This is a genomic window from Cereibacter sediminicola (assembly GCF_007668225.1).
Classification (GTDB): Bacteria; Pseudomonadota; Alphaproteobacteria; order Rhodobacterales; family Rhodobacteraceae; genus Cereibacter_A; species Cereibacter_A azotoformans.
In genome coordinates this window covers 26,456-38,803 of record NZ_VDEK01000016.1, presented here as the reverse complement: position 1 = coordinate 38,803, position 12,348 = coordinate 26,456, and the positions used below count along the sequence as shown (strand labels likewise).

General features: G+C 69.9%; 11 protein-coding genes. 4 read left to right on the top strand and 7 right to left on the bottom strand.

All coding sequences use genetic code 11. The annotated features are described in order from the left end of the window. Positions 1–8: 8 nt before the first annotated feature. Genes FG154_RS12055 through uxaC form a run of 5 tightly spaced genes read right to left on the bottom strand, consistent with a single transcriptional unit; the run spans position 9 to position 4,618 of the window. Positions 9–311: a cupin domain-containing protein gene (locus tag FG154_RS12055; protein WP_145108071.1), complete on the bottom strand. Its 303-nt coding sequence runs from the start codon at positions 309–311 to the stop codon at positions 9–11. A gap of 9 nt (positions 312–320) precedes the next feature. Then, positions 321–1,601, bottom strand: coding sequence for a TRAP transporter large permease (locus tag FG154_RS12050; protein WP_145108068.1), 1,281 nt, complete (start codon positions 1,599–1,601; stop codon positions 321–323). Between the two features lie 2 nt (positions 1,602–1,603). Further along, the gene (locus FG154_RS12045) at positions 1,604–2,149 is read right to left on the bottom strand and encodes a TRAP transporter small permease subunit (protein ID WP_145108065.1); all 546 of its coding nucleotides are present in this window, start codon (positions 2,147–2,149) and stop codon (positions 1,604–1,606) included. Positions 2,150–2,208: 59 nt separating this feature from the next. Further along, positions 2,209–3,186, bottom strand: a complete 978-nt coding sequence (locus tag FG154_RS12040; protein WP_145108063.1) for a TRAP transporter substrate-binding protein — start codon at positions 3,184–3,186, stop codon at positions 2,209–2,211. A gap of 25 nt (positions 3,187–3,211) precedes the next feature. Further along, positions 3,212–4,618: a glucuronate isomerase gene (gene uxaC, locus FG154_RS12035; RefSeq protein ID WP_145108060.1), complete on the bottom strand. Its 1,407-nt coding sequence runs from the start codon at positions 4,616–4,618 to the stop codon at positions 3,212–3,214. 103 nt (positions 4,619–4,721) lie between these two features. Between uxaC and FG154_RS12030 the strand changes: the two genes are divergently transcribed. Together FG154_RS12030 and FG154_RS12025 are read left to right on the top strand one after the other, a co-directional pair. Beyond that, positions 4,722–5,438 (top strand): GntR family transcriptional regulator, encoded by a 717-nt coding sequence (locus FG154_RS12030; protein ID WP_145108057.1) that lies wholly within the window; start codon positions 4,722–4,724, stop codon positions 5,436–5,438. Further along, positions 5,420–6,328, top strand: a complete 909-nt coding sequence (locus tag FG154_RS12025; protein WP_186312341.1) for a sugar kinase — start codon at positions 5,420–5,422, stop codon at positions 6,326–6,328. Before FG154_RS12030 ends, FG154_RS12025 begins: the two co-directional genes overlap by 19 nt. Positions 6,329–6,340: 12 nt before the next feature. On the opposite strand, the gene FG154_RS12020 is transcribed toward FG154_RS12025, so the two are convergent. Both FG154_RS12020 and FG154_RS12015 read right to left on the bottom strand, forming a co-directional pair. Further along, positions 6,341–7,765 carry a GDSL-type esterase/lipase family protein gene (locus tag FG154_RS12020; protein ID WP_145108055.1) on the bottom strand — a complete coding sequence of 475 codons (1,425 nt, stop codon included), beginning with the start codon at positions 7,763–7,765 and terminating at the stop codon, positions 6,341–6,343. Further along, on the bottom strand, positions 7,765–9,714 hold the full coding sequence (locus FG154_RS12015; RefSeq protein WP_145108052.1) for a lysozyme family protein: 1,950 nt from the start codon (positions 9,712–9,714) through the stop codon (positions 7,765–7,767). The genes FG154_RS12020 and FG154_RS12015 overlap by 1 nt, the downstream gene beginning before the upstream one ends. Before the next feature lie 325 nt (positions 9,715–10,039). On the opposite strand from FG154_RS12015, the gene FG154_RS12010 reads away from it, so the two are divergent. Together FG154_RS12010 and FG154_RS12005 are read left to right on the top strand one after the other, a co-directional pair. Beyond that, on the top strand, positions 10,040–11,254 hold the full coding sequence (locus FG154_RS12010; RefSeq protein WP_186312340.1) for a S1 family peptidase: 1,215 nt from the start codon (positions 10,040–10,042) through the stop codon (positions 11,252–11,254). Continuing rightward, positions 11,254–12,345, top strand: a complete 1,092-nt coding sequence (locus FG154_RS12005; protein ID WP_145108046.1) for a trypsin-like serine peptidase — start codon at positions 11,254–11,256, stop codon at positions 12,343–12,345. The genes FG154_RS12010 and FG154_RS12005 overlap by 1 nt, the downstream gene beginning before the upstream one ends. The last annotated feature ends 3 nt before the right edge of the window (positions 12,346–12,348 follow it).

The window sequence follows — 12,348 nt, the reverse complement described above, 5'->3', positions numbered from 1 at the left end:
AAGCTCCTTCAGAGGAAATCGTCGCGGCGCGGGGCGAAGCTGTCGACCAGCATCCCCGCCTCGAGGCAGCGGCAGCCGTGGGTCACGCCCGAGGGGATCATCAGGCTGTCACCCGGCCCGATCTCGTGCGTCGCGTCCCCGAGGAAGAACAGGAAGCGCCCCGACTGGACGAAGGTGGATTGCACATGCGGATGGCTGTGCATCCGGCCCTCGGCGCCTTCCTCGAACCGGAAGGCCACCAGCATCAGCGCGGGATCGTCGGCCAGAACCTGCCGCGTCACGCCGGGATCGGTGGAAACGATGGGAAACATGGAAAAACCTCAGCGGAACTGCGCCGGCAGCCAGAGCGACAGCGTGGGAATGTAGGTGACGAGCAAGAGGACGATGACGGCCGCGCCGTAGAAGGGCCAGATCGTCCGCATCGCCTGCCAGATCGAGATCCTGCCCACCGCGCAGCCGACGAAGAGCACCGCCCCCACGGGTGGCGTGCAAAGTCCGATCCCGAGGTTGAGCACAAGGATCACCCCGAAATGCACCGGGTCCACCCCGAAGGCCTGCGCCACCGGCAGGAAGATCGGCGTGGTGATGACGATCAGCGGCGACATGTCCATGAAGGTGCCCAGCACCAGCAGCGCCACGTTGATGAGAAGCAGGATCACCAGCGGATTGTCCGACAGCCCCTGCATGAAGGCCACGATGGCCGTCGGCACCCTGAGATAGGCCAGCAGCCAGCCGAAGGCCGCCGCGCAGCCGATCACCAGCAGCACCATCGCCGTCGTGCGCACAGCGCCCAGAGTGGCGTGGACGAACTCCGACCAGGTCAGCGTGCGGTAGATCAGGATGGTCACCAGCAGCGCATAGACCACGGCGATGTTGGCGCTCTCCGAGGCGGTGAAGATCCCCGAGCGCACGCCGCCGAAGATCAGCGCCACAAGGATCAGACCCGGCACGGCGGCCACGAAGATCGCCCCCAGCGCCCGCAGGCCGGGGAAGGTCTCGGTCGGATAGCCGCGGTGGCGGGCGACGAAATAGGCCGCGATCATCAGCGCCACGGCCAGAAGGAAGCCCGGAATGATGCCGGCGGTGAACAGGTCCGCGATCGAGATCCGCCCGCCGGCCGCGATCGAATAGATGATCATGTTGTGCGACGGCGGGATCATCAGCGCGATGATCGAGCCCAGAACGGTCAGGTTCACCGCATAATCGGCGCCATAGCCGCGCTCCTTCATTTGCGGCACCATCAGCCCGCCAACCGCCGAGGCATCGGCCGCGGCCGAGCCCGAGACGCCGCCGAACATGACCGAGGCCACCACGTTCACCTGCCCGAGCCCCCCTCGCAGGTGGCCGACCATGGCGCCCGCCAGCGCCACCAGCCGGCGCGCGATGTCGCCCCGCACCATCAGGTCGCCGGCGTAGATGAAGAAGGGAATGGCCATCAGCGCATAGACCGACACGCCCGAGTTCAGCCGCTGGAACACCACCACCGGCGGCAGCCCGAGGTAAAGCACCGTGAGGAAGCTCGAGACGCCAAGGCAGAAGGCGACCGGCGTGCCGATGAGCAGCAGGAAGACAAAGCTTCCGAACAGGATGAACAGCTCCAACGTCAGGCCCCTGTGGTGGTGGTTTCAGGCTCTTCCGGCGCGTCCTCGCCGAAGCGGGCGGTGTGCAGGCCCGCGGCCCGGCGCAGGATGCGCTCGATCGAGAAGAGGACGAGAAGGACGCCGCCCGAGATCAGCGGTGCGAATTCGAAGCCGCGGCTGATGCCGAGGCCGGGCATGTAGTCGTTGGCCGCGCGGGCGGCCAGCGACCAGCCATACCAGAACATCCCGAAGCCGAAGCCCACCACGAAGAGATCCGAGATGGTGTGCAGCCAGGGCGCGACGCGGCGCGGCAGGAAGTACAGCAGCACGTCGAACGAGAGGTGATAGCCCTCGCGCACGCCCACGGCGGCGCCGAGGAAGATGAACCAGGCCATGATGGTTACGGCCGCCGGTTCCGCCCAGTGCAGGCTGTCGTTCATCACGTAGCGCACGAAGACCTGCGCGAAGACGAAGACCGTCATCAGCACGAGCCCGGTGCCCGCAATCCAAAGCGCGACCCGCGCCAGCCCGCCCATGACGAGGGCAAGCCTTCTCAATCCGTCCTGCACATTGCACCTCGTCGAAGGAAGCGGCCCGCGGAACAGCGTCCGCGGGCCGACAGGTCAGGTCACTCGGTTTCCTGGATGCGCTTCACGAGATCCTGGTATTCCGGCTTCGTGACATACTTCTCGTAGACCGGCGCCATCGCCTCGATGAAGGGGGTCTTGTCGATGTCGCGGATCACCTCGGACCCGGCGGCGAGCACCTTCTCTTCCGACGCCTTCTCCTGCTCGGCCCAGAGCTGGCGCTGCACCGGCTCGGACTCCTCGGCGGCCTGGCGCAGGATCTGCTGATCCTCGGGCGAGAGCCCGTCCCAGGTCGATTTCGAGATTGCCACCAGCTCCGGCACCATCAGGTGCTGGTCGAGCGTGTAGTATTTCGCCACCTCGAAATGGCCCGAGCTGTCGTAGGACGGCCAGTTGTTCTCGGCCCCGTCGATCACGCCGGTCTGGATCGAGGAATAGACCTCGCCGTAGGGCATGGGCGTGGCGTTCGCGCCCAGCGCCGACATCATGTCCACGAAGACGTCCGACTGCATGACGCGGAACTTCATGCCCTTCAGGTCGTCGATCGAGGCGATCGGCTTCCGGCTGTTGTAGAAGCTGCGCGAGCCGCCGTCATAGTAGGCCACGGCCACCAGATCCTTCGCCTCGAAGGCGCGGGCCAGATCGTCGCCCACCGGGCCGTCCATCACGGCATGCATGTGTTCGACCGACCGGAAGAGATAGGGCAGCGACAGCAGCTGCGCTTCCGGCACGATGTCGTTGAACGAGCCGAACGAGGCGCGCACCATGTCGATCACGCCGAACTGGGTCTGCTCGATCGTGTCCTTTTCCTCGCCCAGCTGCGACGAGGGGAAGACCTCGATGCAGATCCGGCCGTCCGACAGCTCTTTCGCGCGCTCGGCCATGTGCTTGACGCCCTCGACGGTCGGATAGCCGTCCGGATGGGTGTCCGAGGAACGCAGCGTCACCTCGCATTCGGCGAAGGCCGGCGCGGCAAGCGCCACGCTCGCCAGCAGGGCTGCGGTCAGGGTTCTGGTCATGGTTTCTCCTCCCTTGGTCATTGTCTCAGAGCCGGTATGCCTGTTTCGCCAGCCGGTAGGCCAGGTCCTGCGCCACCTCGAAGGCCTCGTCCTCGTCGAGGCGCCCGGTGGCGACCAGCGTCGCCAGGAACGCGCTGTCCACCCGCCGGGCCACGTCATGCCGGGCGGGGATCGAGCAGAAGGCGCGGGTGTCGTCGTTGAAGCCCACGGTGTTCATGAAGCCCGCCGTCTCGGTGGTCATCTCGCGGAAGCGGCGCATCCCCTCGGGGCTGTCGTGGAACCACCAGGCGGGGCCGAGCTTCAGCGCCGGGTAAACGCCGGCCAGCGGCGCCAGCTCGCGGGCATAGGCGGTCTCGTCCAGCGTGAAGACGATCACCGTCAGCCGCGGATCGCCCCCCATAGCCGATAGAAGCGGCCGCAGCGCGCGGACGTAATCGGTGCGGGTCGGAATGTCGAAGCCCTTGTCGCGGCCGAAACGGTCCATGACGGGCTGCGAATGGTTGCGGAAGCTGCCCGGATGAATCTGCAGCACCAGCCCGTCGTCAAGGCTCATCCGCGCCATCTCGGTCAGCATCTGCCCGCGGAAGGCGTCGGCCTCGTCGGGCGTGCAGGCGCCCTTGAGCGCCTTGGCAAAGAGCGCCGCCGCCTCGGCCTGCGGCAGATCCTCGGTCCGGGCGGTGGCGTGGCCATGGTCGGTCGAGGTGGCGCCGAACTCCTTGAAATACGCCCGGCGCTTTCGGTGGGCCGCGAGATAGCCCGGCCAGGTCGCGGTATCCTCGCCCGTCAGCTCGCCCAGCGCCGCCACATTGTCGGCAAAGCCTGCGAAGTCGGGATCGACCACCGCATCCGGCCGGTAGGCCGTGATGACGCGGCCCTGCCAGCCGCTCTCGCGGATCATCCGGTGCCAGCGCAGGTCGTCGAGCGCGCTTTCCGTGGTGGCGATGACCTCGATCCCGAACCGCTCGAACAGCGCGCGGGGCCGGAACTCGGGCCGGCTCAGGCAGTCGGCGATATGGTCATAGCTTGCATCCGCCGTCTCGGCCGAAAGCCGGCGCTCCAGCCCGAAGACCTCGGAAAAGGCATGGTCCAGCCACAGCCGCGAGGGCGTGCCCCGGAAGAGGTGGTAGTTGGCCGCGAACAGCCGCCAGATCGTGCGGCCGTCGGTCTCGGTCGGCCCGCCATCGGCGCGCGGCACGCCCATCGCTTCCAGCGGGATGCCCTGCGAATGCAGCATCCGAAACACGTAATGGTCCGGCGTCACGAAAAGCTGGGCGGGGTCCGGGAAAGCCTCGTTCTCGGCGAACCAGCGCGGATCGGTGTGGCCGTGCGGCGAGACGATCGGCAGGTCCTTGACCGATGCGTGAAGCGAGCGGGCCAGCGCCCGGGCGCCCTCCTCGATCGGAAACAGCCGATCTGCGTGCAGCAGCCCCATTGCCTTCCGCCTCCTCCCTGCGTCAAGCCATCAGATAACGGTGGCATTTGGCCGCCGTGTCTGACTAATATGCTAGTATGCTTCACCTGTCAACGGAGAGGACATGACCGACGCGATCACGCTGCCGACGCTCGAGGCACCCATCCGGCCCTCGGTCACGGATCAGGTCTTCGACCAGTTGCACGACCGGATCATCGAGCTTGACCTGCCTCCCGGCACCAAGCTGTCCGAGATCGAGGTCGCGCGTCAATTCGGCGTCTCGCGCCAGCCGGTGCGCGACGCCTTCTACCGGCTGTCCAAGCTGGGCTTCCTCGCGATCCGTCCCCAGCGGGCCACGACCGTCTCGCAGATCTCGACCCGCAGCGTCATGCAGGCCCGCTTCATCCGGGCCGCCATCGAGGCCGAGACGGTGCGCGTGGCCTGCGAGCGTCTGACCGAGGCGGACCACGCCGCACTCTGGCAGATCCTCGACCTTCAGCGCGAGGCGTCGGCGGCGGGCGACCGGCTCCGCTTTCACGCGCTCGACGACCAGTTCCACCGCGAGATCTGCGTGCGGTCCGGCTGCGGCTTCGCCTGGGAGATCATCCGCGAGAACAAGTCTCACATGGACCGGGTGCGCTACCTGTCGCTGGCCTTTGCCTCGAAGGATGCCTACGCCGACCATCTCGAGGTGATGCAGGCCATCGAGGCGCGCGACGCGCCCGAGGCGATGCGGCGGATGCACCGGCACCTCAACCGCATCAAGATCCAGATCGAGCGGATCCGCCTCGATCACCAGAGCTATTTCGCACAGGAGGACGCATGTCTGCCCGATCTCTGAAGAAACGCATCGTCTCGGTCGGCGAATGCATGGTCGAGATGGCGCCAACGGGCGAGGGCACCTATGCGATGGGCTTTGCCGGCGACACGCTGAACACGGCCTGGTATCTGCGCCGCGCCCTGCCGGCCGACCGGCCGGTGGACTATCTCACCGCTGTCGGCACCGACCCGATTTCGGCGCGGATGGTGGCCTTCTTCGAGGAGGCGGGGCTTGGCACCGCCCATGTCGCGCGCCTTTCGGACCGGACGGTGGGACTCTACCTGATCGAACTGACGAACGGCGAGCGCAGCTTTGCCTACTGGCGCGGGCAGAGCGCGGCCAGGCTGCTCGCCCGCGATGTCGCCGCGCTGAAGGCCGGGTTCGCGGAGGCCGCGCTGATCTACCTCTCGGGCATCACGCTGGCGATCCTCGATCCGGCCGACCGCGCGCGGCTCCTCGAGGCCCTCGCGGCCGCGCGGGCGGCGGGCAGCGTGGTGGCGTTCGATCCGAACCTGCGCCCGCGGCTCTGGCCCGATCCGGCGGCCATGTGCGCGGCCATCACCGAGGCCGCGCGCCATGCCGACATCGTCCTGCCCTCGCACGAGGACGAGGCCACCTTCTTCGGCGACGCCGACGCGGCCGCCACCGCGGCGCGCTATGCGGACGCCGGCGCGACGCTCGTAGTGGTCAAGGACGGCGCGGGCCCGATGGTGACGCTGACCCCGGAAGGCCAGCAGAGCCACCCCCCCGAACGTGTGCAAAATGTGATCGACACGACCGCCGCGGGCGACAGCTTCAACGCGGGCTTCCTTGCGGCGCATCTGACCGGAGCGCCGCTCGCGGACGCGGTCCGGGCCGGCGCCCGTCTTGCCGCCCGCGTCATCGGCGCCCGCGGGGCGCTGGTGCCGTGACGGCGCCGGCCCTCACCCGTCGGCCGGCGCCACCTCGGGCATCGCCTCGAGCCGCAGGCTCCAGATCCGGCATGTCTCGTCCCAGGCCGGGGCCACCCCGCGCTTGACGATCACGGCCGCGACCAGCGGCGCCACGAAGGCGGGGCAACCAAGCCCCATCAGTGCCGCTGTCATCGCCCCCACGAGGCCCGCCTGCGGCAGACCCAGCGCCTGCTGCAGGGCCTCGCGGTCGCCCTGCCCCGCCTCGGTGCACATGAGCGTGTGCAGCTCGCGCTCGAGCCGGGTGACCACCGCAAGCCCAAGGTCGCGGAAGGGCAGCTGCACCGTCTCGGGCAGCGCGACCGGCAGTTCCAGCGCGAGGGTTCCTCCGACCGAAGGATCGACCTCGAACAGGGCCTGCCGCCGGCCGATCTCGGCCACCAGCGCCTCCTCCTCGGCATCGAGCAGGGTGGCGGCCGCCTCCGGCTCTCCGGCCGGCAGGGGCCGCTCGGCCATCGGCATCTCGGGGACCGCGAAGACGGTGGTCTCGGACATGCCCTCCACGGCGGCGAGGATGACGCGCGCAGGCCCCACGAACCCCTGCGAGGTGGGATGCAGCTCGTCATACCAGCCGGCGTCGGGCACGCGACCGCGGCAGTCGGCCACCGTCACCCGCCCGCCGAACCGCGCCGCCATCCCGGCCAGCGCCTCGTGGAACCGGTCGATGAGCACCCGGATGATCTGCCGCTGAAAGGCCCGATCGGCGATCCCCATCGCGGCCATCGGCCGGCCGAGCCAGCGGCCCCCGTTCGGGATGACGTGATCGTAGCTGTGGCAGACGACCCGCTTCGCCCCCGCCCGCAGCGCCCCCTCGATCAGGTCGGCGTAGATGTCCACCGTCCCCCTCAGGATGCCGTCGAAGGCGGGCCCGACATGGCCCGCGGCATCCACGGCGGGATCGAAGGGCAGCAGGTATTTCTGCAGCGCCCCGCCGCCGAGCACATCGTTGCCGCCACCGCTGAGAAGCAGCAGGTCCGGCTTCTGGGCCAGAACCGCCACCGTCACCTCCTCCTGCCGGGCCATGTCGCGCAGAAGGTCGCCCGCCGCGCTCACGCAGTAGATCGCCCAGCGGTCGAAGAGATGGTCGATCACATCGTCGAGCAGGAACGGATACTGGAACCAGCTGTCGCCCTCGGCCACCACCTTCAGGCCGTTCCAGTTGCCGATCTTGCGGGCGTAACGCTGCTGGCGCCGCCAGCGCGCCACCCCGTTGAGCGAATTGAGCGCCATCGCGGCCTCGGTTGCCGCATAGGCCACGCGGGCGGGGTTGGCGACGACCGTCGGCTCGTAGGGCGCGCTCTCGAGCGGATCGAGTTGCAGATAGGGCCGGATCGCCTCGTCCGGCACGTCAATGTCCATCAGCATGGCTTCGAGCTGGCTTCGGTCGATGCGGTTCATCACTCTTCTCCCTCTCGGAACACGTCGAGGCCGAGATCGGCCTCCATCTCGGGCGACAGGATGCCGTCCGCCCAGCCGAGCCTGCGCTGCTGGAGGGCCACGAAGGCCGAGCGGGTTACGGGCCCCACCAGCCGCTGCCGGTCGGGTGCCAGCCCCATCTGCGCCTGAAGCCGCGCCACCGCCGCCCCGGCCGATCCGAAGCGCAGACGCCGCAGCCCCTCCGCCGGCGCGCCGCGCAGGCCGGCGGCAAGGGCCGCGTCGGCCCCGGTCAGCAGCATCACGCTGAACTGCCGCCCGTCGTCCGAGGCGGCGAAGGTCCGCCCCATGCCCAGCGCCACCCGGAAGTCGGCCCAGAGGCCCGAATGGCTGCGGCTGCCCCGGTCATAATCGCCCGGCAGCGTCAGGCAGCCGAGCGAGGAAAAGCCCTCGCGCCGCCGGCCGGGATGGATGTTGTCGGCCGGCGCGCAGCGGTGCCAGAAGTCGCGCCGGTCATAGACCACGTCCTGAAGGCTGCGCAGCGCGACGACCTCGGCCGCTCCCGTGGCGGTCGAGGCCAGCCGCAGCACGCCGCGGATCTCACCCGAGGTGCCCGCGCGGTGGGTGCCCACCGTGTAGGTGTAGCAGCCCGTCGGCAGCAGGTTGCCCTCGAAGATCCCCTGCCGCGCCTTCTGGACGCCGGTCACCAGCGCCCTGGCCTCGGGCACGGTCGAGGCGCGGTAGGCGTGCATCCGGCCCGCCCCGCGGTCGAGCACGCCGATGACGCAGCGGTAGTCGCGATGGTCGGGCCGCTGGTCCACCAGCGTCAGCACCTCCACATCCTCGCGCCGGTCGGCCCCGGCGATCCGGCAGCCGCGCAGCGCGAAGACGAGCGGCCCGGGCCGCACGAGAAAGGCGTTGAGCCGCACGAGCCTCTCGAGATCCGCCGCCGTCAGGTCGAAGGTGGCGCCCTGCCCGGCGCGCGGAAGGTGGCGGTAGTCGGGATGGTCGTCGTCGTTGGGGTTCCAGCGCACATCCGAAACCGTCGGCCCCGGCGCTTCGGTCAGCGCCGGCTCCTCGACCGTCTCCTCGTCGTCGCTGACATCCGCCACATCCTCGTGCTGCTCGGCCAGCGGCGCGGCGGGCGCCTCCACCTCGGCGTGCTGGCGCAGCGCCACCACCGCCTCGGTCAGCCGCTCTTCGGAGAGGCCGGCCTCGAACAGGTCGGCCTCCTCGCGCCGCCTGCGCGCGAGGCTCGAGCCCTCGCCCCAGACCCGGCTCATGGCGCGCAGAAGATCGGGGATGCGGGCCATCTCGGACCGCTCGCCCGAGGCCATCGCCCGCGCGATCGCGCGCATCTCGCGGAAGCGGTCCTTCGACGAGACGAAGCCGCCCGAGCCGCGGTTGAACACGAGGCTGAGCAACGCGCCGCGCGCGTGCGGATGAAGCCGGTCGAGATGATCGAGCGAGCGGTAAAGCTGGGCCACCAGCTTCGGCATCTTGCCCTCGTCGAACTGGGCGATCGCCACCTCCCACGGGATCGCGATGTCGGCGAGCGAGCGGACAAGCGCGCGCGCCTGCGCCACCTTGGCCGGGCGTCCGGGCTCGTCGGTGCGAAAGCCGATCGTGCGCGCGAGCCTCTCGATGGCGGCTCCGGGCAGGCGGCCCTGCCAGTCGGCGCGGAATTCGTCAGGCCGATGGTAGCCGAGGTCGTAGCCGCAACCGATGGTGATGCCCGAGGCGAACTCGGGCCAGACCGGGCGCGCCTTGATCACCCGCTCGTAAAAGGCCCGCCCGCCGGTCTCCCATCCCACGATGAAGCCGCGCGCCCTCTCCGAGATCGCGTCGCTCCAGGGGATGTCGAGGACCGTGGCCTCGACCGTTCCGGCGTCCGAGGTCTCGGCCTCGCGATAGCCCAGCATTTCGAAGAGATCTTCCGCGGACGGCGCCGCGGGATGGGAACCGATATCCATGGCAGAATGGCCCTTGGGGCGCCAAAAGCGCCCGGAAAAATTCAGGTCCGGCAACTGGAGGGCACAATGACGGCAACCGCCGCACCCGCCATGGTGGGCGAATCATGACCCTGCGTCAACATTCCGAATGGGTCAGCTTCAACCATCGGGCGACTACCCTTGGCCGCCCTTCGCCTGTATCCTCCCTCGACAAGACAAGGACATTTCCAAGCCTCGCCTGACCGGCGTCTTTCGACGCATCCGCCCGGACGGGCCATTGATCCAGCGGCCGGCGGGCGCGACGCCCCCGGCATCCGTTTCCGCCCCTTCCCGGCAGGAGGAGCCGATGGAAAGGCACGACAGATCCTCGATCGAGTCACTGGCGGCCGAGATCATGCCGCGCCTGTCGCCGGACGGCAGCCCGTTCGAGACGGCCGAGATCGGGCGCGACGGGCCGGACCTCTCGCCCTCGGCCATTTCGGCCCGGATCGAGCGGTCCGAAGAGACGCTGCGCCGCGCCGCCGAGATGGATCTGGCCACCGCAGACCCGGACCTGACCCGTCAGGTTCTCGTCAACGGCCGCGAGGGGCTGGAACTGATCGCGGGGCGGCGCGACCGGACGCACGCGCCGATGGACGCCGTGGCGGCCGCGCTTGAGGTCATCGTGCGGACGGACGGCTCGCGGCCCTCCTTCCTCGTGCGCGAGGATGCGCCCGACTTTGCGACCAGCCCGGCCGGCGGCTGGGCCGACCTTCTTGCCGATCCGCTGCGCGAGGCCGAGGTGCGCACTGCCCTGGCCGCGGTCGGACGGATCGACATCACGCACCCGCTGATGCCCTACGCCGGAACCGGATGGCTGGTCGCCCCCGACGTGATCGTGACGAACCGCCATGTCGCGCAGCTGTTCGTCGCCTTCCCCGAGGGCGAGGCGCCGCGGCTGCGGACCGAGCTTGATCCGCGCTTCGACTTCGGCCACGAGTTCGCCGGCCGCGACAGCGCGGATGCACAGCCGCTGCGCGAGCTGCTCTTCTGCGGTGCGCGGGCGATCCCGCCGGTCGGGATCGACCACGGCTGCCTTGATCTCGCCGTCTTCCGGCTGGCCGCGCCGGTGCCCGGGACGCGCCGCCCCCTCGCGCTGGCCGAGGGGCGGCGCGTGGCCCTGCCCCAGACGCAGGTCTTCGTGGCGGGCTATCCCGCGCGCCCCGATCCCGCCTCGCTCGGCACGGTGTCCGAAACCGACCGCGTGCTGCGGCTGCTCTTCGACAAGCTCTGGGGCTTCAAGCGGCTGGCTCCGGGCGAGATCACCCCCTCGGCGCTCGGCGGCCGGACGCTCAACCACGACGCCTCGACGCTCGGCGGCAATTCAGGCTCGCTTGTCATGGGGCTCGACAGCCTGCCCTTCGTGACCGGCCTTCACTACGGCGGAAGCTGGGGCGGCGACCGGACGAACTGGGCCCATGTGCTGGGCGCCGTCCTCGACGAGCCGGGCCTGCCCGGCCTGCCCCACACCACCCTCTCGGGCCTCTGCGCCGCCGAGGGCATCGCGCGCAGGGCCTTCTGATGCCCCTCGACGCGCGCCAGATCGAGAGCCTGAGCGCGGTGCTGAGCCGGCTCTTCACCCACGCCGACCTCGAGCGGCTGATGCTGACGGCCACCGGCGACGGGCTCTATGAGGCCTGGGTGCCGGCGGGTCTGACCGTGCGGCGGACCCTGTTTGACCTTCTGCAGGAGCTGGAACGGCAGGGTCTCGCCGCACGGGTCCTGTCCGAGATGCGCGATCGCCGCCCACGCAGCGCCGAACTGCGCGCAGCCTTGGCCACCGCCTGCCCCGAGGCGCTCGACGCGCAGCCGCACGGCGGCATCGGCCTCTCGCCGCAGGTGGCGGGCGTGCCGCTGGCCGGCCTGCCCGACGATGCCTTCGCGCCCGGCCTGCAGAAGAACGTGCGCCCGCATCTGGCCCGGCTCGACCTTGCGATCTGGATCGACCGGCTGGCGGCGATCCGCCGGCAGGTCTGCCGGATCGAGATCGCGCGCCGCGCGGCGGGGACAGGCTTTCTGGTCGGGCCCGCCGCGGTGCTGACAAACTGGCATGTGGTGGCCAAGGCCGACCTCGCGGAGGCCGAGTGCCGCTTCGACTATGTGATGCGCGCCGACGGCTCGCGCGAGCCGGGGACGACCGTCCGGCTGGCCGCCGAAGCCCTTGTCTGCCATGCGCCCTTCGCTCCGGCCGAACTCACCGACCGGCCGGACGATCCCCTGCCCTCCGAGGGCGAGCTTGACTTCGCGCTCCTGCGCCTCGCGGCCCCGCTCGAGGGGCGCGGCTGGCTCCGCCTGCCCGACCGGCCCCCCGACCTGCCGGCCGAGGCGCCGCTGCTGATCGTGCAGCATCCCGACGGGGCGCCGATGAAGCTCGCCCTCGACACGCAGTCGGTGATCGGGCCCAACGCCAACGGCACGCGGGTCCGCTACAGGACGAACACCGAGAACGGCTCGTCCGGCTCGCCGGTCTTCACGATGGACTGGGATCCCGTCCTCCTCCACCACTACGGCGATCCGGCCTGGGGCGCGGCACGCTTCAACCAGGGGATCCCGCTGGACCGGATCCGGGCCGCGATCCTCGCCGCGGGCGACGCGGCGCTGCTGGAGGCGTGAGCG

What these genes read in the sequence shown, in the direction of transcription:
- FG154_RS12005 (WP_145108046.1), top strand. Translation starts at nt 11,254, where the DNA reads ATGCCCCTCGACGCGCGCCAGATCGAGAGCCTGAGCGCGGTGCTGAGC.
- FG154_RS12015 (WP_145108052.1), bottom strand. Translation starts at nt 9,714, where the DNA reads ATGGATATCGGTTCCCATCCCGCGGCGCCGTCCGCGGAAGATCTCTTC.
- FG154_RS12030 (WP_145108057.1), top strand. Translation starts at nt 4,722, where the DNA reads ATGACCGACGCGATCACGCTGCCGACGCTCGAGGCACCCATCCGGCCC.
- FG154_RS12040 (WP_145108063.1), bottom strand. Translation starts at nt 3,186, where the DNA reads ATGACCAGAACCCTGACCGCAGCCCTGCTGGCGAGCGTGGCGCTTGCC.
- uxaC (WP_145108060.1), bottom strand. Translation starts at nt 4,618, where the DNA reads ATGGGGCTGCTGCACGCAGATCGGCTGTTTCCGATCGAGGAGGGCGCC.
- FG154_RS12020 (WP_145108055.1), bottom strand. Translation starts at nt 7,765, where the DNA reads ATGAACCGCATCGACCGAAGCCAGCTCGAAGCCATGCTGATGGACATT.
- FG154_RS12055 (WP_145108071.1), bottom strand. Translation starts at nt 311, where the DNA reads ATGTTTCCCATCGTTTCCACCGATCCCGGCGTGACGCGGCAGGTTCTG.
- FG154_RS12025 (WP_186312341.1), top strand. Translation starts at nt 5,420, where the DNA reads ATGTCTGCCCGATCTCTGAAGAAACGCATCGTCTCGGTCGGCGAATGC.
- FG154_RS12010 (WP_186312340.1), top strand. Translation starts at nt 10,040, where the DNA reads ATGGAAAGGCACGACAGATCCTCGATCGAGTCACTGGCGGCCGAGATC.